General features: G+C 74.6%; 14 protein-coding genes and 1 riboswitch. Of the genes, 5 read left to right on the top strand and 9 right to left on the bottom strand.

Annotated features, from left to right (window positions below):
- Positions 1–22: 22 nt before the first annotated feature.
- Positions 23–2,083, bottom strand: a complete 2,061-nt coding sequence (locus tag ACGFZK_RS04680; RefSeq protein WP_393847379.1) for a hypothetical protein — start codon at positions 2,081–2,083, stop codon at positions 23–25.
- Entirely contained in the window at positions 2,080–3,297 is a 1,218-nt protein-coding gene (locus ACGFZK_RS04675) for a hypothetical protein (protein WP_393847378.1), read from the bottom strand. The genes ACGFZK_RS04680 and ACGFZK_RS04675 overlap by 4 nt, the downstream gene beginning before the upstream one ends.
- 258 nt (positions 3,298–3,555) lie before the next feature.
- Between ACGFZK_RS04675 and ACGFZK_RS04670 the strand changes: the two genes are divergently transcribed.
- Complete coding sequence (locus tag ACGFZK_RS04670) at positions 3,556–4,524, top strand: trypsin-like serine peptidase (protein WP_393847377.1); 969 nt, start codon at positions 3,556–3,558, stop codon at positions 4,522–4,524.
- Between the two features lie 380 nt (positions 4,525–4,904).
- Here ACGFZK_RS04670 and ACGFZK_RS04665 read toward each other — a convergent pair whose 3' ends face one another.
- A complete protein-coding gene (locus tag ACGFZK_RS04665) occupies positions 4,905–5,852 on the bottom strand; it encodes an oxidoreductase (RefSeq protein WP_393847376.1) in 948 nt (315 codons plus the stop codon).
- A 139-nt stretch (positions 5,853–5,991) separates the two neighbouring features.
- Here ACGFZK_RS04665 and cbiE point away from each other — a divergent pair, with 139 nt between their 5' ends.
- The 3 genes from cbiE to ACGFZK_RS04650 are packed head-to-tail and all read left to right on the top strand — an operon-like array spanning position 5,992 to position 8,766.
- On the top strand, positions 5,992–7,269 hold the full coding sequence (gene cbiE, locus ACGFZK_RS04660; RefSeq protein WP_393847375.1) for a precorrin-6y C5,15-methyltransferase (decarboxylating) subunit CbiE: 1,278 nt from the start codon (positions 5,992–5,994) through the stop codon (positions 7,267–7,269).
- Positions 7,266–8,015, top strand: a complete 750-nt coding sequence (gene cobM, locus ACGFZK_RS04655; protein ID WP_376617446.1) for a precorrin-4 C(11)-methyltransferase — start codon at positions 7,266–7,268, stop codon at positions 8,013–8,015. Before cbiE ends, cobM begins: the two co-directional genes overlap by 4 nt.
- Entirely contained in the window at positions 8,005–8,766 is a 762-nt protein-coding gene (locus ACGFZK_RS04650; protein ID WP_393847374.1) for a cobalt-precorrin-6A reductase, read from the top strand. Before cobM ends, ACGFZK_RS04650 begins: the two co-directional genes overlap by 11 nt.
- 6 nt (positions 8,767–8,772) lie before the next feature.
- On the opposite strand, the gene ACGFZK_RS04645 is transcribed toward ACGFZK_RS04650, so the two are convergent.
- The 5 genes from ACGFZK_RS04645 to cobG form a co-directional block, all read right to left on the bottom strand.
- Positions 8,773–9,363 (bottom strand): TetR/AcrR family transcriptional regulator, encoded by a 591-nt coding sequence (locus ACGFZK_RS04645; protein ID WP_393847373.1) that lies wholly within the window; start codon positions 9,361–9,363, stop codon positions 8,773–8,775.
- Positions 9,364–9,479: 116 nt separating this feature from the next.
- The gene (locus ACGFZK_RS04640; protein WP_393847372.1) at positions 9,480–10,676 is read right to left on the bottom strand and encodes an MFS transporter; all 1,197 of its coding nucleotides are present in this window, start codon (positions 10,674–10,676) and stop codon (positions 9,480–9,482) included.
- A gap of 293 nt (positions 10,677–10,969) precedes the next feature.
- The gene (locus ACGFZK_RS04635) at positions 10,970–12,466 is read right to left on the bottom strand and encodes a precorrin-2 C(20)-methyltransferase (RefSeq protein WP_393847371.1); all 1,497 of its coding nucleotides are present in this window, start codon (positions 12,464–12,466) and stop codon (positions 10,970–10,972) included.
- The gene (locus tag ACGFZK_RS04630) at positions 12,463–13,110 is read right to left on the bottom strand and encodes a precorrin-8X methylmutase (RefSeq protein ID WP_393847370.1); all 648 of its coding nucleotides are present in this window, start codon (positions 13,108–13,110) and stop codon (positions 12,463–12,465) included. Before ACGFZK_RS04630 ends, ACGFZK_RS04635 begins: the two co-directional genes overlap by 4 nt.
- Complete coding sequence (cobG, locus tag ACGFZK_RS04625; RefSeq protein WP_393847369.1) at positions 13,107–14,405, bottom strand: precorrin-3B synthase; 1,299 nt, start codon at positions 14,403–14,405, stop codon at positions 13,107–13,109. The genes ACGFZK_RS04630 and cobG overlap by 4 nt, the downstream gene beginning before the upstream one ends.
- A 361-nt stretch (positions 14,406–14,766) precedes the next feature.
- A riboswitch (cobalamin riboswitch) is annotated at positions 14,767–14,850 on the top strand.
- A gap of 55 nt (positions 14,851–14,905) precedes the next feature.
- Here cobG and cobN point away from each other — a divergent pair.
- Complete coding sequence (gene cobN, locus ACGFZK_RS04620) at positions 14,906–18,523, top strand: cobaltochelatase subunit CobN (RefSeq protein ID WP_393847368.1); 3,618 nt, start codon at positions 14,906–14,908, stop codon at positions 18,521–18,523.
- A 110-nt stretch (positions 18,524–18,633) separates the two neighbouring features.
- Here the strand turns inward: cobN and ACGFZK_RS04615 are convergent, their stop codons facing one another.
- Entirely contained in the window at positions 18,634–18,855 is a 222-nt protein-coding gene (locus ACGFZK_RS04615) for a hypothetical protein (RefSeq protein ID WP_030390548.1), read from the bottom strand.
- Positions 18,856–19,275: the final 420 nt, after the last annotated feature.

The following is a 19,275-nucleotide window of genomic DNA, read 5'->3' as shown; positions in this document are numbered from 1 at the left end:
CGCCGTCTGTCAGTGGTCGGGGTCAGGCCAGGGACCGGAGGCCCGGCACGTCGTCGGGATCGTCCCACAGGAGCACCAACCGGTCTGCCCCTGCGGATGGTTGGTGGGCGCGTGCGGCTCCCGCGGCGGCGCCGGCGGCCGCCCGGCGCACGTCCCGCACGCGTGCGGGCAGGGCGAGTACGTCCAGTGCGCCGGGGTCGGGGCGGCCGTCCGGCCCGGCCGGGGCCAGCAGGTCGAGGAGTTCGGGCGCCGGTACGCCGCCCCCGCGCCGCCACACGGCCACCGGGAGGCCGCCCTCGAGTACGGCCTCCAGCAGTCCGGCGTGCGGGGCGGCCGTGGTGTGCGCGAGGACGCAGGCGGGCGCCGGCCGCGCGGCCAGGTCCATCCCGAGCGCGTCCGTGACCTCGGCGTCCGCCACGACCCGTACGGCGTCGGGGTGACGGCCGCCCTGGGCGTGCAGCCAGCGCCAGGAGGTGTGCCACTCGGCCCGGGTGTCCGCCCGCTCCTCGGGGCAGCGCACCACCACCTGGTGGAGCAGGCCGAGGGCGCGGCGCCGCCCGGCCGGGCCGCGGGGCACCGGCCACTGGTCGAAGTCGGCGTCCAGCAGCTCGTACGGCACGTGGAACTCCACGCGGTCCACCGCGGCGTACGCCTGCCGCCCGGCCCCGCCGCCCGCCGCCGGCGCGCCGACGAGGGCGAGTCGGCGTACGAGTTCCTCCCGCACCTCCTCCAGGCGTACCGGCTTCCCCTCCGACTCCCAGATGTGTTCGGTCCGTTCGCCCCGCAGCCACATCCGGGCCAGGTACCCGGCCTCCCCGCCCGGCGGTGTCTCCAGCCGGACGTGTACGACCGTGCGGCGGGCCGGGGGCGGGGGCGGGGCCAGCACCGGCAGGGCCAGGCGCTCGCGGGTGGCCCGTACCCAGTCCACCAGCCGGGCCGCCCACCGCGCGTCGCCCGCCGCGGCCGCCCGGTCCGCGAGGAACCGTACGAACGGCACCGCCAGCGGCATCCCGCCGCGCCCGCCCTGGCGCTCGTCCAGGTCCTGGACCACCTCCAGCAGGCCGTCCCCCGGCAGACCGCCGCACGCCGGGGTGGTGCAGCCGGCGGCCTTGAACGCCCAGGCGTAGGCCTCGTAGACGCAGCGCGGAAGCTCGCGGCCGTCGAAGAGCTCGCCGAGCCCGTCCCAGGCCGCCTGGTCGAGCCGGGCCGCTCCGGCCGGCCCGGGGCCGGACAGGTCGTCGTCGAGGAAGGAGCAGGCGTCCCAGTCCCGGTCCACGATGAACTGCGGCAGCTGCCAGCCCTCGCCGCGCTCGCGCAGCTCCTGGAAGGTGCGGTGGATGCTGAGGGCGGCGCCGGGCAGCCCGCTGACGCTCTCCCGTACGGACCGTCCGCCGAGTTCGCCGAGGAGGGCCTCGGTGAAGCGGCCGGCTCCGCGCTCGGGGTCGTTCTGCGCGACCTCGCCCTCGCGGGAGGCGTAGAGCCGGAACTGACGCCGGCCCGGCACCGAACTCCCGCCGCCGTAGTCGGTGGTGCCGAAGTTCCACCGGGTGTCGCGGGGCGCGTCGACCCGGCAGGAGTCCACGAGGGCGGCCTGGAGCGGGAAGCGGCGCGCTTTGACGAGGTCGGTCCGCCACCAGCGCAGCGCCGAATCGAGGTTGAGGTGTCTGATCTGGCTGGGGCGGGCGTCGGTGCAGGGCAGCATCAGCTCCTGGTGCGGCCCGAGGTAGCCGTGTCCCGCCCAGAAGATCCACAGCAGATCGCCGTCGCACTGCGGGAGTTCGTCGAGCAGCGCCGCTTTCACGTTCTCCTCGGTCGCCGGCCGGCAGGCCGTGCGCAGGGCGGTCATCGCCGGAGAGTCCGTCCAGTCGAGGTCGCCGGGCTCGTCGAGCGGGGACAGCAGCAGCCGGACGTTGCCGGGCGGCACCTCGGCGGGGCCGGTCAGCCACCGGGCGAAGCGCAGGGCGTCGCGGGCCGGACCGCGCAGGTTCCAGCGGTGGCTGATGTCGTAGCGCTCGACCCCGGCGACCAGCGCGAAGGTGCGCTGCGGTCCGAGGGCCGGGGGCAGGAAGCCGGCGGGGGTCACCCGATCTCCGCCTCGGCCACCGCCTGTTCGATCCGCTCGTAGAGGGAGTCCTGTTTCCAGTACGCGCTGTGGCAGGCCGGGAAGGGCTGCCGGCTGCGGATCTCGTGGTCGGTGACGCGCGTGTCGCCGGGGAAGACGGGCGAGGCGAGGTAGGCGAGCACGTCGTGGCGGTCGTAGACGTTGAGCCAGCGCGGGAAGCCGTACGGGAGCTTCGCGCCGGGTTCGAGCGCGGTCAGCGCGCCGAGCTCGTGCAGGAACGCGGCCTGGGAGCCGACGGTGACCAGCAGCCGGGCCCCGGGGACGGCCTCGCCGCGGGCGGCGGCGAGGGTGAGGAGGTCCACCAGGGCGATCCCGCCGAGGCTGTGGCCGATGAGTACGGTCGGCCCCGGACCGGCGGTGATCGTGGCGTGCAGGAAGTCCCGCAGCTCGTGGCCGCGGGCCTGGTAGCGCAGGATGTCGCCGAGCACGGGGGTGGCGCCGACGGTGAGGGAGCCGCGCCGGGCGTCGAGCAGGGGCTGGGCGGTGACGCGCAGGGCGAGCCGGCCGAGGACGGCGGCCACGCGGGCGCCGGGGACCCGGCCGTCGCCGCCGAGGCGGGTGGTGAGCAGGTCGACGAGGCGGTCGCGTTCGGTGCCGGTGCAGTCGGCCTCGCCCCCGGCGCCGGCCAGGGCGGCGGCGGTCACGGCCCGGGCGAGGGCGGTGGCGAGTTCGCGGGCTTGCGGCTCGTCCGCGGCGCGGGCCCCGGCCCGGGCGGCTTCGGCGGAGCGTGCGGTGGAGTCCAGGGCGGCGGCGTAGCCGGCGGCGAGGCCGGTGCCGTGCAGCAGCGCGCCGAGCTCGTCCCCGCTGTGCGGCGGCTCGGACGGCAGGCGTTCCAGCAGCCCGAGGACCCGGGGCCCGGCCGCCTGTACGCCGGGCATCGCGAAGCCGTCGTCGTCCTCGGCCCCGCCCGTGCCCTCCCAGCCCGCCTCGGCCAGGACGCGCAGCTCGCACAGCGGGTCGGCGAGCAGCAACGCCCACTCGGCGGTCTCCGCGTCGACGGGGTCGGGCGCGTCCTGCGGGGCGGGGCGCATTCCCGGCACGGAGCGGCCGCCCGCGCCGAGGGTCGCACCGAACCGGTCGCCCCAGTAGCAGGATTCGACGGCCGCACCGGGGAATCTGTCCGTCAGCCGTTCCCTGACCAGCGCGAACAGTCTGTCGTGCCGCTCGCGCCGCACCCCCGTACCGTGAACAAAGAGAAAACGCATCGCAGTCCGGCCCCCCTCGCGCAGTCGTCCCCCGACCGGCACCATAGCCCGGTGGGGGTAACAGGGGGCACGGAACGCCGAGTTCGGCGTGTGCGAGCGGGCCGGGGGCCCGCGAGGGGGATACGGACGGCGGGGGCTGTGAGCACGGACACGTCCCCCGGCCGGAACCCGGGCCGCCGCTCTCCCCTCGAACGAAGAGCCGGAAAACGTCTGGGGTGGGGGTAGCACATGGTCAGCAGGGTGGGCGGGCGGCGCCGGGAGCGGCGCCGGGTCGCCGCACGGGGCTCCGTGGTCGTCGGCCTGCTGTGCACCGTGGTCCTCGCGGGCGTCGGGTACGTCGCCTGGGAGCTGCGCGGTATCGCCGCCAGCCGGGCGGACGGGGATCCGGCGCTGGGGTTCTACCAGCAGGACCCCGAACGGGCCGACAAGACGGCGGCCGCGGTACTCGACGGGATCGCCCGGGAGGACCCGGAACAGCCGACGGACGGCAAGGCCTTCGCCGCCGCCGTCGGCGCGGCCGACTGGCGGCACGAGGGGTGGCAGCCCTCCGACCCCCTGGAGGCCCGACCCACCCCGGCCGAGCCCGCCATCGGCGCGCTCTTCTCCCCCGGCCCGGACGGCGACCCCGACCACCACTGCTCGGCCGTGGTCGTCCACTCCCCCGGCGGCGACCTGATCGCCACCGCCGCGCACTGCGTGTACGGCGGCGGCTTCCGCACCAACCTCGCCTTCGCTCCCGGCTACCAGGACGGGGTGGCCCCGTACGGCATCTGGGTGCCCACCCGGATCGACGTGGACCCGCGCTGGACGAAGGACCAGGACCCCGACTACGACGTCGCCTTCGTCCGGCTGCGCCGGCCCGGCTATCCCGGCCAGCGGCTGGAGGACGTCACGGGCGCGCAGACCATGGGCTTCGGGGCCGAACTTCCCGCGCCCGCCCGGGTCGTGGGCTACCCGAACTACTCCGAGCAGCCGCTGGAATGCCGCAACACCGCCGTCGCGGCGGGGCCGGCCCAGGTACGGCTGGACTGCGCGGACGTACCCAACGGCACGAGCGGCGGCCCGGTGCTGACCGACCGCAGCACCCTGATCGGGGTGGTCGGCGGCCGCGACGGGGGTGGCGACGAGGAGACCTCGTACAGCGTCCGCTTCGGCGACGGAGTCCGCGCCCTGTACGAGCGCGCCGGCAAGGTCTGAGCAGCCCGTCCCACAGCCCGTCCTGCAGCCCGTCCTGGAGAGAAGTCACGGACGGGACCTCCGGTTTCCTCCTCCGGCGGAGTTGCCGGGCACGTCGGCCGGCCGTGATGTCCGGCATCATTTCGGGCATCATCTCGGCATCGCGAGGGCACACCGACGGGACCGCACCATCTCCCCGACCACATCTGGCGCTCCCTGCGCCCCGATCCCGCCTGACCCGATCTGGGTGGTTGTCCGGCTCGTCGTCGTCCATGCCGCCGAGTCTGCTGCGCGGGGGGCGCTCGGGGCAGGCCCGAGCCGGGGCGCCCGGGGGCAACCCGGGGGCGGACGGACTCACATCGGGGCGCTTTCCGGGGGTTGCCGTGCCGATCAAGGCCGGATCAGCGCGGCAGGGCGGCGTACGAGACCCCCGTCAGCTTCTCCGAGGCGGCCCAGAGCAGCTCCGCGGTCCTGTCGTCGAGGGTCCACTTCGCCCGCCAGGACCGTGCGGGCGCCCCGCGCCAGCCGAGCCGCGGCCCGATGAACGCGTCCTGCCGGACCCCGGGCGCGGTGGCCGCGTAGAGGGTGGGCAGCGCGCCCGAGGAGGTGGGCTGGGCGAGGACCGCGTTGCCGAACGCCGCCACCCGCGAGTTGAGAGTGGGGCCCTCCAGCTTCGACGCTCCGGAGTGCAGGTTGCTGGAGGCGTAGCCGGGGTGGGCCGCGGCGGCGGTGAGGGGTGAGCCGGCGGCCGTGAAGCGGCGGGACAGCTCGTGCGTGAAGAGCAGGTTGGCGGTCTTGGAGCGGCCGTAGGCGATCCAGCGCCGGTAGCCGTGCTCGCCGGCCGGGTCGTCGAGGGACCCGTCGGCGGGGTCGATCCTGCCGAGCACGTGGAAGCCGCTGGAGACGTTGACGATCCGGGCCCCGGGGGCGGCGGCGCGCAGCCGCGGCAGCAGCAGTCCGGTCAGGGCGAAGTGGCCGAGGTGGTTGACTCCGAACTGCGTCTCGAACCCGTCGGCGGTCCGCCCGTACGGGAGTGCCATCACACCGGCGTTGTTGATCAGCAGGTCCAGGTGGGGGTACCGGCGCCCGTACGCGGCGGCGAACTCCCGTACGGAGGCCAGGTCGGCGAGGTCCAGCGGCATGAACTCCGCCTCCGCGTCGGGAACTTCCGTGCGCAGCCGGATCACGGCGGCCCTGCCCCGGGCCGCGCTGCGGCAGGCCAGCACGACCGAGGCGCCGCGCCGGGCGAGCTCGCGGGCGGCGACGTACCCGATCCCGCTGTTGGCCCCGGTCACGACGGCGGTCCGGCCGCTCTGGTCGGGGATGTGCGTGGCGTTCCAGCCGGGCATGGCGGCTCCCTCGTGAAGCGGTGGGTTACCGAGGGTAGACGCAGGGGCGTGCCAGGGCGGGCGCGGGGCCGGGATCCGCAGGCCAGTAGGCTGCGCGGGTCCGCCCTCTTTCCCCATCCCGTCCCCGAGGAACCGCGCCGTGAGCTCCCCGCCGCCCCCCAAACCCGTGACGGTCGTCGGCCTCGGTGCAGACGGCTGGGCCGGGCTCACCGCCGCCGGCCGGTCCGCCCTGTCCTCGGCCGAGGTGCTGATCGGCGGGCCGCGCCAGCTGGACCTGCTGCCGCCCGCCGAGTGCGCCGGTGAGCGCGTGGCGTGGCCGAGCCCGCTGCGGCCCGCCGTGCCGAAGCTGATGGCCGAGCACGCCGGCCGCCGGATCGCGGTGCTGGCCAGCGGTGACCCGATGTTCTACGGGATCGGCCGCGCCCTCGCCGAGGAGCTCGGGCCGCAGGCCCTGCGGGTGCACCCGCACCCCTCGTCGGTGTCCTACGCCTGTGCCCGGCTGGGCTGGCCGGTGGAGGACACCGAGGTGATCACGGTGGTCGGCCGCCCGGTGGCCCGCCTCGCGGCCGCGCTGCACGAAGGGCGCCGGGTGCTGGTGCTCAGCGCCGGGGCGGCGTCCCCGCAGGAGATCGCCGCTCTGCTCCGGGAGCAGGGCTTCGGCCCGAGCCGGATGCGGGTGCTGGAGCAGCTCGGGTCCGAGCGCGAGGACACGTACGAGGGTCACGCCCACGACTGGGACCACGCGCCCGGCGATCCCCTGAACGTGGTGGCGCTCGACTGCCGCCGGGACCGGGCCCACGACGCGCCGCGGCTCGGGGCGACCCCCGGGCTGCCGGACGCCGCGTACGAGCACGACGGGCAGCTCACCAAGCGCCATGTCCGGGCCGCGACCCTGTGCGCGCTGGCCCCGGCCCCCGGCGAGCTGCTGTGGGACATCGGCGGCGGCTCCGGCTCCATCGGCATCGAATGGATGCGCACGCACCCCTCGTGCCGGGCGGTGGCGGTCGAGCGCGTTCCGGAGCGGGCCGCGCGCATCACCCGTAACGCGGGGGCGCTCGGCGTGCCCGGCCTGCGCGTGGTCATCGGCGCAGCACCGGAGGCGCTGGCCGGGCTGCCGGCCCCCGACGCCGTGTTCATCGGCGGCGGACTGACCTCGCCGGGCCTGCTGGACGCCGTCTGGGCCGCGCTGGCCCCCGGCGGCCGGCTGGTGGTCAACACCGTCACCCTGGAGTCGGAGGCGGCCCTCACCGAGCGCTACCGGCGCCACGGCGGCGAACTGGTGAAGCTCGCCGTCGCGCACGCCGTGCCGGTCGGCGGTTTCACGGGATGGCGGCAGGCGATGGCCGTCACCCAGTGGTCAGTGACGAAGACGGACGGGCCGGCCACCGCGCCGCCCGGGGAGAAGGATCGAACATGACCGTGTACTTCATCGGCGCGGGCCCCGGCGCCGCCGACCTGATCACGGTGCGCGGCGCCCGGACCCTGGCCGCCGCCCCCGTCTGCCTGTACGCGGGCAGCCTCGTGCCGCGTGAGCTGCTGGCCGAGTGCCCGGCGGACGCCCGGCTGGTCGACACCTCGCAGCTGAACCTGGACGAGATCATCGCCGAGTGCGTACGGGCCCACGCGGCGGGCCAGGACGTGGCGCGGCTGCACTCCGGCGACCCGTCGATCTTCAGCGCGGTCGCGGAGCAGATGCGGCGGCTCGACGCGGCCGGCATCCCCTACGAGGTCGTCCCGGGCGTCCCGGCCTTCGCCGCGGCCGCCGCCGCCCTCAAGCGGGAGCTGACCGTCCCCACCGTCGGGCAGACGGTGATCCTGACCCGGATCGCCCAGCAGGCCACCCCGATGCCGCCCGGCGAGGACCTGGCCACACTGGGGCGCAGCGGCGCGCTGCTGGTGCTGCACCTGGCCACGCGCTACGTGGACCGGGTCGTCGACGAACTGCTGCCGCACTACGGGGCCCAGTGCCCGGTGGCCGTGGTGGCGATGGCCAGCCGCCCCGACGAGCTCATCCTGCGCGGCACCCTGGCCGACATCGCCGCCCAGGTGAAGGAGGCGGGCCTGGTGCGCACCGCCGTCATCGTGGTGGGCCGCACGCTCGGCGCCGAGCAGTTCCGCGACAGCCACCTGTACTCCCCCGAGCGCGACCGGCATGTCTGCTGAGCCTGCCCCCCTCCCCGACCACCACGTCCTGATCCTGGGCGGCACCACGGAGGCCAGGCGGCTCGCGGAGGCACTGGCCGGGGACCCCTCGTACCGGGTGACGACCTCGCTGGCGGGCCGGGTCGCCTCGCCGGTGCTCCCGCCGGGCGGGACCCGGATCGGCGGCTTCGGCGGTATCGCGGGCCTCGCGGCCTGGATCGTCGCCCACGAGGTCACCCGCGTCATCGACGCCACCCATCCCTTCGCGGAGCGGATGAGCTTCAACGCGGCCGGGGCGGCGGCGCTTTCGGGCGTCCCGCTGCTGGCGCTGCGCCGCCCCGGCTGGGCGCCCGGCCCGGGGGACGACTGGCACTTCGCGGACTCCCTCGGCGAGGCGGCCGGCCTACTGCCGGGCCTGGGAGGCCGGGTGTTCCTGACGACCGGCCGGATGGGCCTGCACACCTTCGCGGAGCTCACCGGCACCTGGTTCCTGGTGCGTTCGGTGGACCCGCCGGCCGGGCCGGTCCCCCCGCGCCTCGAAGTCCTGCTCGCCCGGGGCCCGTTCACCCTGGAGGACGAACGGGAGTTGTTGGCGCGCCACCGGATCGACGTACTGGTGACGAAGGACAGCGGCGGCTCCGCCACCGCCCCCAAACTCACCGCGGCCCGCGAGGCCGGCATCCCGGTCCTGGTCGTCCGCCGGCCCCCCGTCCCGGCGGGCGTGGCGGAGACCGACTCGGTCGAGGCCGTCCGGGACTGGCTCCGGATGTAGGAGATGTCAGGCGGAGCGGGCCGCCAGTTCGAGCGTGAGATGGGCCGATGCCTCGAGGAGTGCCTTGTCGGCCCGTTCCCCGAAGACCAGAACCCGGTAGTAGAGGGGTCCGAGCAGCAGATCGGCCAGCCCCGCCAGGGTCTCCTCGTCCGGTTCGCTTCCGGTGTGGCGCCGAACCGCGGCCCGCAGGCCTTCGAGGTCGCGTTCGCGCTGTTCGCGCAGGAATCCCGTGCGCAGGGACACTGCCGCGTCCTTGTCCAGTTGCGCGTGCCCCAGCAGGGCCTGGAACACCTGCCCGGCGGGCTCCCCGAAGAAGTCGGCCACACGGTGCAGGTGCGCGACGAGGTCCTCGGCGGCCGTACCGGCCGGTTCCTGCCACGCCAGCGCTTCACGGGCATCGTCGGCGAGGGCGTCGAGCAGGATGTCGACCTTCGACTTCCACCAGCGGTAGATGGTCTGCTTGGCCACACCCGCCCGGGTGGCGATGCCCTCGATGGTCGTCCCGGCGAATCCCTGCTCCACCAGCAGGTCGTCCGCGGCGTTGAGCACGGCGAGGCGGATGCTCTCGCTGCGCCGGGGGCCGGTCCGGCTGACCACGGGGGACTGGGCACGCGGGCGTTCGGTGTTCCGTGCGGCGCTGATGGTGCTTCACCCCTTGGTTCTCACGAATGCACACGATTCTGGCACACCACGGGTGGCGGGACGCTGCCTGATCAGGCGGGCGTTCCCGCCGGCTTGCGGGTCAGGACGAGGCTCAGCAGGACCACGAGGGCGAGGACGGCCACCGCCGCGCTGAAGATCTCACCGGCCGGCCGCAGGCTCGTGGCGCGGATCAGCACGCCGACGCCGATCGCCGGGACGGCCAGCATCGAGTAGAGGACGGCGAAGAAGGTGGAGACGGACGCGCCCCGGTGCCGGGGTTCGCTGCGGGTGGTGATGTCCCGGATGCCGTGGGACACGGCCATGCCGGTGGCCAGGCCGTTCACCGCGGCCGCGATGAGCAGGGGCGCGAAGGCCCGGGTGGCCATGGCCGTGGCCATGAGGGCCGCTCCGAGCACCAACCCGAGGCAGGCCACGGCCAGGACGGCTCCCGGCCTGACCGTACGGACCGGCAACTGCCCCAGCGCCGTACAGGCGAAGGCGGTGAAGACCACGAGACCGGCGAGCGTGTGGCTGGACTCGTGGAGCACCGTACCCGTGAACAGTCCGGTGACGGCGGTGAGTACGCCCAGGACCGCGAAGCCCGTGCCTGCGGCCATCGCCGAGCGCAGGAAGTCCGACCGGATTTCCGTGGGCACGTGCAGCGGCTGCAACCGGAGGGTGAAGCCGGAGCGGTGTGCGGCGGTCTCCCGTGTCGATGCCACACCGATCACCGCGATCGCCGCCAGGACGAGCGTGACGACCCACGGTGTGCGCAGGGGGGAGGGCGCGAGGTCGGCCAGGACCCCGGCCGCCAGCGTGCCGCTCGCCAGGCCGCCCATGTTGGCGAAGAGGGCTACGGTGGCTGGCTTGATCCGGCTGTCCTGGGGGATGAGTTCGGTGAGCGAGGCCGTGGCCGCGCCGGTGACGAGGGCGGCGGAGAATCCCGAGATCACCCGGGCGACGCAGAGGACCGGCACGCTCTCGGCCACCAGGAAGACGAGGGCGCCGCAGACGGACAGGGACGTCGCGGCCAGCAGAACCGGGCGCCGGCCGATCTGGTCCGACAGGCGGCCGAGGACGAGCAGTCCTACGACGACGCCGATGGCGTAGACGGCGAAGATCCCCGTGACGGTGACCGGCGAGAAGCCCATGGCGTCGCCGTAGAGCGGATACAGGGTGGTGGGCACGGTGGTGCCGGCCATGGTGATCCAGAAGGCGAAGGCCACGACGGCGGTCGCCGTACCGCTGCCCGGCCGATGGGGTGACACGCCCGTCCGGGCGCCCCCTTGGGCGGTTTTGTCCAGCACTGAACGGCCTCTCGAGGGGTGGGATCCCGGCAGGTGTCGACGGCTCGGGGCACAACTGAGCGGTGCATCCGGGACTGCGAGACTAGACTAGACGTTGCGTCTATTCAATAGCGGGCACGACGGACCTGCCCGATCGGCGCCACCCTCCGGCACGCCGGCACGACAAAGGGCGGTGCCGGTACCGGCACCGCCCTCCTGCCCCGCGCTCAACGGGTGACATCACGTCACGTCGTGCCCCGCCACGTCCCGCCCCGTCACGGGTAGCGGCGCGGCGTCCAGGTGATCCTCGAACCGTCGGCCCGCTCGGTGACCTGGGTCTGCGAGGAGCCGATCAGCAAGATCGTGCGCATGTCCACCTCGGACGGCTCCAGGTCGGCGAGGCTGACGATCCGTACCAACTGCTCCGGACCGCCCACGTCCCGCGCCACGACCACCGGGGTCTCGGGCGCGCGCAGCTCCAGCAGCAGCTCACGGGCCTGGGCCACCTGCCAGGTCCGGCTGCGCGAACCGGGGTTGTAGAGGGCCAGCACCAGGTCGGCCGCGGCGGCCGCGCGCAGTCGTTCCGCGATGACCTCCCAGGGCTTGAGCCGGTCCGAGAGGGAGACGGTGGCGTAGTCGTGGCCCAGCGGGGCACCGGCCGCGGCGGCCGCCGCGTTGGCCGCGGTCACCCCCGGCAGGACCCGTACCGGCACGTCCTTGTACTCGGCCTGCCCGGCCACCTCCAGGACCGCCGTGGCCATGGCGAAGACACCGGGGTCGCCGCCGGAGACCACGGCCACCCGCCGGCCGCGCCGGGCGAGGTCGAGGGCGAACTCGGCGCGCTCCGACTCCACCTTGTTGTCGGAGCCGTGCCGGATCTGGCCCGGCCTGACCGGCACCCGGTCCAGGTAGGTGGTGTAGCCGACCAGCACCTCCGCGTCGGCCAGCGCGCGCCGGGTCTGCGGGGTGAGCCACAGCGGTCCGGCCGGGCCGGTGCCGACGACGACGACCTCGCCCGGGCCGGACGGCACGCTACCCGGGTTGCCGATGCGGCTGGGGACCACGGCGACGGCGAAGTACGGGACGGACTCCGGGTCGGTGTCGGCGAGGCGGCCGGTGCGCTCGCCCGCCATGGTGGCGCGCTCGACGTACCGGGCCTCGGCGAGCCGGCCGCTGTTCTCCATCGCACCGCGCACGGCGGGGAAGGTCCGGCCGAGCTTCATCACGACCGCCGAGTCGGTGGCGGCGAGGCGGGCGGTGAGCTCCTCCTCGGACAGGGTGCCGGGAAGGATGGTCAGCACCTCCTCACCCTCCACGAGCGGGGTGCCGAGCCGGGCGGCGGCGGCGCTCACCGAGGTGACGCCGGGGATGACCTCGGTCTCGTACCGGTGGGCGAGCCGCTTGTGCATGTGCATGTACGAGCTGTAGAAGAGCGGATCGCCCTCCGCGAGCACGGCGACGGTCCGGCCGGCGTCCAGGTGCGCGGCGAGGCGGGCGGCCGCGGCCTCGTAGAACTCCTCCATCGCGCCCTGGTAGCCGCCGGGATGGTCGGTGGTCTCGGTGGTGACCGGGTAGACCAGCGGTTCCTCGACGTGGTCGGCGCGCAGGTGCTTCGCGGCGATCGAGCGGGCGATGGAACGGCCGTGGCGGGCGCTGTGGTAGGCCACGACGTCGGCCTCGCCGATCACCTCGACGGCGCGCAGCGTCATCAGGTTCGGATCGCCGGGGCCGAGCCCGACCCCGTACAGCCTGCCCGGGGCGATGCCGCTCATTCGGCCACGCTCGCAATGGCGTTGACGGCGGCGGCGGCGATCGCGCTGCCACCGCGCCGGCCGCGCACGATCAGGTGGTCGAGCCCCGAGGGGTGGGCGGCGAGGGCGTCCTTGGACTCGGCGGCGCCGATGAAGCCGACGGGGACCCCGATGACGGCGGCCGGGCGCGGGGCGCCCTCCTCGATCATCTCCAGCAGCCGGAACAGCGCGGTCGGCGCGTTGCCGACGGCGATGACCGAGCCCTCCAGCAGGCCGCGGTCGCGCCAGACCTCGAGGGCGGCGGCGCTGCGCGTGGTGCCCATCTTCGCGGCGAGCTCCGGTACGGCCGGGTCGGAGAGCGTGCAGATCACGTCGTTGCCGGCGGGCAGCCGCTTACGGGTGACACCGCTGGCGACCATCTGTACGTCGCACAGGATCGGCGCGCCCGCCTCCAGCGCGGCGCGGGCGCGCAGCACGACCTCGGGGGTGTACCCGAGGTCGTGGGGGAGGTCGGTCATTCCGCAGGCGTGGATCATGCGCACCGCGACCTGGGCGACCGACGCGGGCAGGCCGGAGAGGTCCGCCTCGGCGCGGATCGTGGCAAAGGACTGGCGGTAGATGGCCGCGCCGTCCTTCTCGTACTCGAACACGGTGTACTCGCTCATTTCTTCACTACGTCGGGGTCGGTGCGGGCGTCCGCGAGTGCCGCGGCAAGTTCGGAGGGGTGTACGCCGTCGCGTACGGGGCGGCCGGGGGCGGCGAGCCGGTACCCGGCCCCGGTGGCGACCAGGTCCACCCAGGCGGTGCCGCGCGGATGCCCGCAGCGGCGCTCGCAGCCGGACCAGTGCACGGGCAGCGGGCCCCGTGCGCGGTCGACGACGGCCTGCGCGTCGGCGCGTACGTCCGCGAGGGACTTCGCACAACCGGGCCGCCCGGTACAGGCGGTGACGGACTCCCAGGGGCTCTCGGGGGCGACGACCAGCCCGGCGGCCTCGATGCGGGCGGGCGCGTCCGCGTTCACCGTGGGCAGGATGACGCTGCGCCACGGGGTGACGCGCAGCGCGCCGCTCCCCTCCTCCGTGACCTGTGCCAGGACCCGCCACTGGGCCGAGCCGACCCGGCCGAGCGGGGGCAGCACGCACAGCGTGGCGCGGTCGGGCCCACCCGTGCCCCGGGGCCGGGGCCGTGGCGCGGGGGCGTACGGCCAGTCCACGGCGCCGACGGCCGCCGCGGCGATCCCCGCGACCGCGAGGCACCGGACGAACTCGGCGGTTCTCAGGGCGTGTTCGACGGGAAGTTCGGACACCCGCCAGGCCTGGGTGCCCGCTTCGGCGGCGGCATCGAGGAAGTACCGGGCGGCCGTCAGCGCCGCCCGGGGGGCGTCCGGCCCGGCCAGCTCCACGGCGTCGGCGGCCCGGCCGAGCCGGACCAGCGCCCGGCCTTCGGGGCGGCCGAGCACGGTGACGTCGGGGCCGAGCGAGGCCACGTCGCCGCGCCCGTCGTCGAAGGCGAACAGGAATCGCCCGGACAGCGCAGCGGCCCAGGGGCTCGCGCACAGCAGCCGGTCGAAGTCCATGGCCCAGGCCAGCGCGTCGGGCCGGTCCGTACCCTCCAGTCCGGACATCGGCGTCGCCACGATGTTCCGTACCCGCTCGTGGCCCGGCGCCGGGAGCAGCCCGGCTCCGTCCAACAGTTCGGCGAGCCCGCCGCCGCACCCGTCGGCCAGCCCGCGCAGCTGTACGTTGCCGCGCGAGGTCAGCTCCAGGTGCCCGTCCCCGAAGCGGTCGGCGGCGAGCGCCAGCACCGAGGCCTGCCGCGAGGTGAGCAGCCCGCCCGGCACCCGGACCCGCGCCAGGAACCCGTCGTCCGCCGCGTGCAGCCGCAGCGCACCGGGGCAGGCGTCACCGCGCTCCCGTATGACGGGTTCGTCCCGCGATGCGGCGGAAGGGGGCTGAGGCATGGCCGCGAGCATACCCACGATTGCGCCCCCCGGACCTGTGTCCGTCACCACCCCGACCAGCGCCATCGCCCGAACCGGCCCCACCCATCCCGCCCGCCGGCACCCCCGGGGTCGGAGTCCCCTCTCCCAGCCCCGCCGGCGTTTGAGGCGCGGGGTCCGGGGCAGAGCCCCGGCAACGGAGCCGCACCCGGCCACTCCAGCCCCCGCCCCGCTACCCCACCCCCGCCGGCGACCCAGACGCAGAGCCCCGGCAACGGAGCCGCACCCAGTCACCACCCCGCGCCCACCCCGGCGGGAGCCGCCCCTAAGATGACCTTCCGGCGGACCACACGGCCCGCCGTCGCCGAGGACGGCGACATGGGAGGAAGCCCGGTGCGATTCCGGCGCGGTCCCGCCACTGTGAACCCCGCGGAGCGATCCCGCGCCCGGGGTGAGTCAGGAACTCCCGCTGTCCTCACACTGCCCGGGGCGCGGAAACCCCGAGGAAGGCCTGCCGCCGCATGATCCTGCTGCTGTCGACGTCCGACACCGATCTGCTCAGCGCCCGCGCAGCGAACACGGCGGACGGCCCCGTCCCGTACCGGTTCGCGAACCCCTCCCGTCTCCCCCTCGACGACCTCCCCGGCCTCCTCGACGGCGTCGACCTGGTCGTCGTACGCCTCCTCGGCGGCCTCCGCGCCTGGCAGGACGGCCTCGACCTGCTCCTGGCCCCGGGCCAGACCCGCCCGGTCGTGGTCCTGACCGGCGAACAGGCCCCGGACGCCCAGCTCATGGAGGCCTCCACGGTCCCCATCGGCATCGCGGCCGAGGCCCACGGCTACCTCGCGCACGGCGGCCCGGCCAACCTGGAGCAGCTGGCCCGGTTCCTTTTCGACACCGTCCTGCTGACCGGCCACGGCTTCGAGCCCCCGGCCGCCTCCCCCACCTGGGGCCCGCTGGAGCGCACGCCCGGGACCACCACCGGCCCCCGGATCGCCGTGCTGTACTACCGCGCCCACCAGATGAGCGGCAACACCTCCTTCGTGCACGCCCTGTGCGAGGCGATCGAGGCCCACGACGCCCAGGCGCTGCCGCTGTACGTGTCCTCCCTGCGCACCCCCGAGCCGGAGCTGATCGCCGCCCTGGAGTCGGCCGACGCGGTCGTCACCACCGTCCTCGCGGCCGGCGGCACCAAGCCCGCCACCGCCTCGGCGGGCGGCGACGACGAGTCCTGGGACGCGGGCGCGCTCGCCGGCCTCGGCGTGCCGATCCTGCAGGCCCTGTGCCTGACCGGCTCGCGCTCCGCCTGGGAGGAGAACGACGAGGGCCTCTCCCCGCTGGACGCCGCCACGCAGGTCGCGGTGCCCGAGTTCGACGGCCGCCTGATCACCGTCCCGTTCTCCTTCAAGGAGCTCGACGAGGACGGCCTGCCCGCCTACGTGGCCGACCCCGAGCGGGCCGCCCGGGTCGCGGGGATCGCCGTACGCCACGCCCGGCTGCGGCACATCGACCGCCGCGACAAGAAGGTCGCGCTGGTCCTCTCGGCGTACCCGACCAAGCACTCGCGCATCGGCAACGCGGTCGGCCTGGACACCCCGGCCAGCGCCGTGGAGCTGCTGCGCACGCTCATCGCGGGCGGCTACGACTTCGGACCGACCGAGGACATCCCCGGTCTGGTATCCGGCGACGGCGACGAGCTGATCCGCGCCCTGATCGAGGCCGGCGGCCACGACCAGGACTGGCTGACCGAGGAGCAGCTGGCCCGCAACCCGGTCCGCATCCCGGCCGCCGACTACAAGCGGTGGTTCGCCGAGCTGCCGGCCGAGCTGCGGGGCAGCGTCGAGGAGCACTGGGGCGAGGCCCCGGGCAACATGTTCGTGGACCGCTCGGCGAACCCGGAGGGCGACATCGTCCTGGCCGCCCTGCGCCGCGGGAACCTCCTGATCCTCATCCAGCCGCCGCGCGGCTTCGGCGAGAACCCGATCGCGATCTACCACGACCCGGACCTGCCGCCGTCGCACCACTACCTGGCCGCGTACCGCTGGATCCAGGCGCGCGCGGAGGACGGCGGCTTCGGCGCCGACGCGATGATCCACCTGGGCAAGCACGGCAACCTCGAATGGCTCCCCGGCAAGAACGCCGGCCTGTCCGCCGCCTGCGCGCCCGACGCGGCCCTCGGCGACCTGCCCCTCATCTACCCGTTCCTGGTCAACGACCCGGGCGAGGGCACCCAGGCCAAGCGCCGCGTGCACGCCACCCTGGTCGACCACCTGGTGCCGCCGATGGCGCGAGCGGAGTCGTACGGCGACATCGCGCGCCTGGAGCAGCACCTGGACGAGTACGCCCAGATCTCGGCCATGGACCCGGCGAAGCTGCCGGCCATCCGCGCCCAGATCTGGACCCTGATCCAGGCCGCGAAGCTCGACCACGACCTGGGTCTGCAGGAGCGTCCGGACGACGACGGCTTCGACGACTTCCTGCTGCACGTCGACGGCTGGCTGTGCGAGGTCAAGGACGCCCAGATCCGCGACGGTCTGCACGTCCTGGGCGGCGCGCCGACCGGTGGGGCCCGGGTCAACCTGGTCCTCGCGATCCTGCGCGCCCGTCAGATCTGGGGCGGTACGACGGCGCTCCCGGGCCTGCGCGAGGCCCTCGGCCTCGACGAGTCCGCGGCCACCCGCACCTCGGCGGACGCCGTCGAGGAGCAGGCCCGCGCCCTGGTCCAGGCGATGGAGGACGCGAACTGGGACCCGTCGGCCGTCTCCGCGGTCTCGACGGGCCACTCGTCCGACGTCTCGGCGGTCCTGACCTTCGCAGCGAACGAGGTGGTGCCCCGCCTGGCCGGCACCACGGACGAGATCACCCACGTGGTCGCGGCCCTGGACGGCCGCTTCGTTCCGGCGGGCCCGTCCGGCTCCCCCCTCCGCGGCCTGGTCAACGTCCTCCCGACGGGCCGCAACTTCTACTCGGTCGACCCCAAGGCCGTCCCCTCCCGCCTGGCGTGGGAGACGGGCCAGGCCCTGGCGGAGTCCCTCCTCACCCGCTACCGCACCGACAACGGCGAGTGGCCTCCCTCCGTCGGCCTGTCCCTGTGGGGCACGAGCGCGATGCGCACCTCGGGCGACGACGTCGCCGAGGCCCTCTCCCTGCTGGGCATCCGCCCGGTCTGGGACGAGGCCTCGCGGCGCGTCACCGGCCTGGAGCCGATCCCGCTCGCCGAGCTCGGCCGCCCGCGCATCGACGTGACGCTCCGCATCTCGGGCTTCTTCCGCGACGCGTTCCCGCACGTCATCGGTCTCCTGGACGACGCGGTCCGGCTGGCGGCCTCCCTCGACGAGCCGCCCACCGACAACTTCATCCGGGCCCACGCCCAGGCGGACCTGTCCGTCCACGGCGACGAGCGCCGCGCGACGACCCGTATCTTCGGCTCGCGCCCGGGTACGTACGGAGCCGGCATCCTCCAGCTGATCGACTCCCGCGACTGGCGTACGGACGCCGACCTCGCGGAGGTCTACACGGTGTGGGGCGGCTACGCGTACGGCCGCGGCCTCGAGGGACGCCCCGCCCGGGACGAGATGGAGACGGCCTACAAGCGCATCACGGTCGCGGCGAAGAACACGGACACCCGTGAGCACGACATCGCGGACTCGGACGACTACTTCCAGTACCACGGCGGCATGGTGGCCACGGTCCGCGCCCTGCGCGGCACCGCTCCGGAGGCCTACATCGGCGACTCCACCCGCCCGGAAACGGTCAAGACCCGCACCCTGGTCGAGGAGACGAGCCGCGTCTTCCGTGCCCGCGTCGTGAACCCCAAGTGGATCGAGGCGATGCGCCGCCACGGCTACAAGGGCGCCTTCGAGCTCGCGGCGACGGTGGACTACCTCTTCGGCTACGACGCCACGACGGGCGTGGTCGCGGACTGGATGTACGACAAGCTCACGGAAACCTACGTCCTGGACCCGACCAACCGCGCCTTCCTGGAGGAGGCCAACCCCTGGGCCCTGCACGGCATCGCGGAGCGCCTGCTGGAGGCCGAGTCCCGCGGCATGTGGGAGAAGCCGGACCCGCAGATCCTCGAATCCCTCCGCCAGGTCTACCTGGACACGGAGGGCAATCTGGAGGGCGAGTCGGAGTAATCCCCCGCGTCACGCAGGCCGTCCCCCTCACCCGTCTGACGGGTGAGGGGGACGGCCTTTTCCCTCGTTCAGGTCCACGCACCCCGAACACGCGGACCCGGCACTCCGTACTACGCCTTGACGGTCTGGTTCAGCGCGACGAGCGCCTGGGCCCAGCGGACGTACTTCAGCTGCCCGAAGTCGGCGACGGTCTTGACCCCGAACGCCTCGTGCAGCAGCTTGCCGTCCTCGTCACTGACACCCTTGAGCGCGGCAACAGGAGCCGCGAGCACCTCGGCGAGCGGCTTGTCGGCCCACGCCTTGTCGAGCACCTTGTCCAGATCGATCGCCATGAGCGTCCCTCTCGGAATCCCGAACCGAATATCGGTGCAAATCTAACCCAATCCGACAATAACCTCACATTCCGACACCCCGAGCCCGCTCCCTATCCAGGACCGGACACCACAAGGCTTCTCAGTCCTGCGAAACCGGGGCGCCGGATACTTGGCGTAGACGTCGGCCAGGTCGCCCAGCGCCTGAGCCAGTGCCGCTTGGGCACAGCGCCGCGGCCGGTCCGCCGGCACTCTCGGAGCGCCTCCCGTTCCGGGCGACCTGTCGCGATCAGCTGTGCCCGGAGCCCCTGGCGCTCCTCGTCCCGCACCACACGGAGACCGCCTCCCGCCCCGGGAGGCGGTCTCCGGGGTTTGGGGGGGGCCGCCGCGCGCCGCCCCCGCCGCGCGCGGGGGCGCCGGGCGCCCCCCCCCCCCCCCCCC

Origin of the sequence: Streptomyces sp. NPDC048257 (assembly GCF_043201855.1) — a bacterium.
GTDB lineage: Bacteria > Actinomycetota > Actinomycetes > Streptomycetales > Streptomycetaceae > Streptomyces.
Note: the sequence above shows the minus strand (reverse complement) of the source record. Positions and strands in the feature narration are given on the sequence as shown.

Excerpts from the sequence above, each read along its gene's own strand:
- ACGFZK_RS04635 (WP_393847371.1), bottom strand. The coding sequence starts at position 12,466 with ATGAGCGGCATCGCCCCGGGCAGGCTGTACGGGGTCGGGCTCGGCCCC.
- ACGFZK_RS04665 (WP_393847376.1), bottom strand. The coding sequence starts at position 5,852 with ATGCCCGGCTGGAACGCCACGCACATCCCCGACCAGAGCGGCCGGACC.
- cobG (WP_393847369.1), bottom strand. The coding sequence starts at position 14,405 with ATGCCTCAGCCCCCTTCCGCCGCATCGCGGGACGAACCCGTCATACGG.
- ACGFZK_RS04670 (WP_393847377.1), top strand. The coding sequence starts at position 3,556 with ATGGTCAGCAGGGTGGGCGGGCGGCGCCGGGAGCGGCGCCGGGTCGCC.
- ACGFZK_RS04615 (WP_030390548.1), bottom strand. The coding sequence starts at position 18,855 with ATGGCGATCGATCTGGACAAGGTGCTCGACAAGGCGTGGGCCGACAAG.
- cobM (WP_376617446.1), top strand. The coding sequence starts at position 7,266 with ATGACCGTGTACTTCATCGGCGCGGGCCCCGGCGCCGCCGACCTGATC.
- cobN (WP_393847368.1), top strand. The coding sequence starts at position 14,906 with ATGATCCTGCTGCTGTCGACGTCCGACACCGATCTGCTCAGCGCCCGC.
- ACGFZK_RS04650 (WP_393847374.1), top strand. The coding sequence starts at position 8,005 with ATGTCTGCTGAGCCTGCCCCCCTCCCCGACCACCACGTCCTGATCCTG.
- ACGFZK_RS04630 (WP_393847370.1), bottom strand. The coding sequence starts at position 13,110 with ATGAGCGAGTACACCGTGTTCGAGTACGAGAAGGACGGCGCGGCCATC.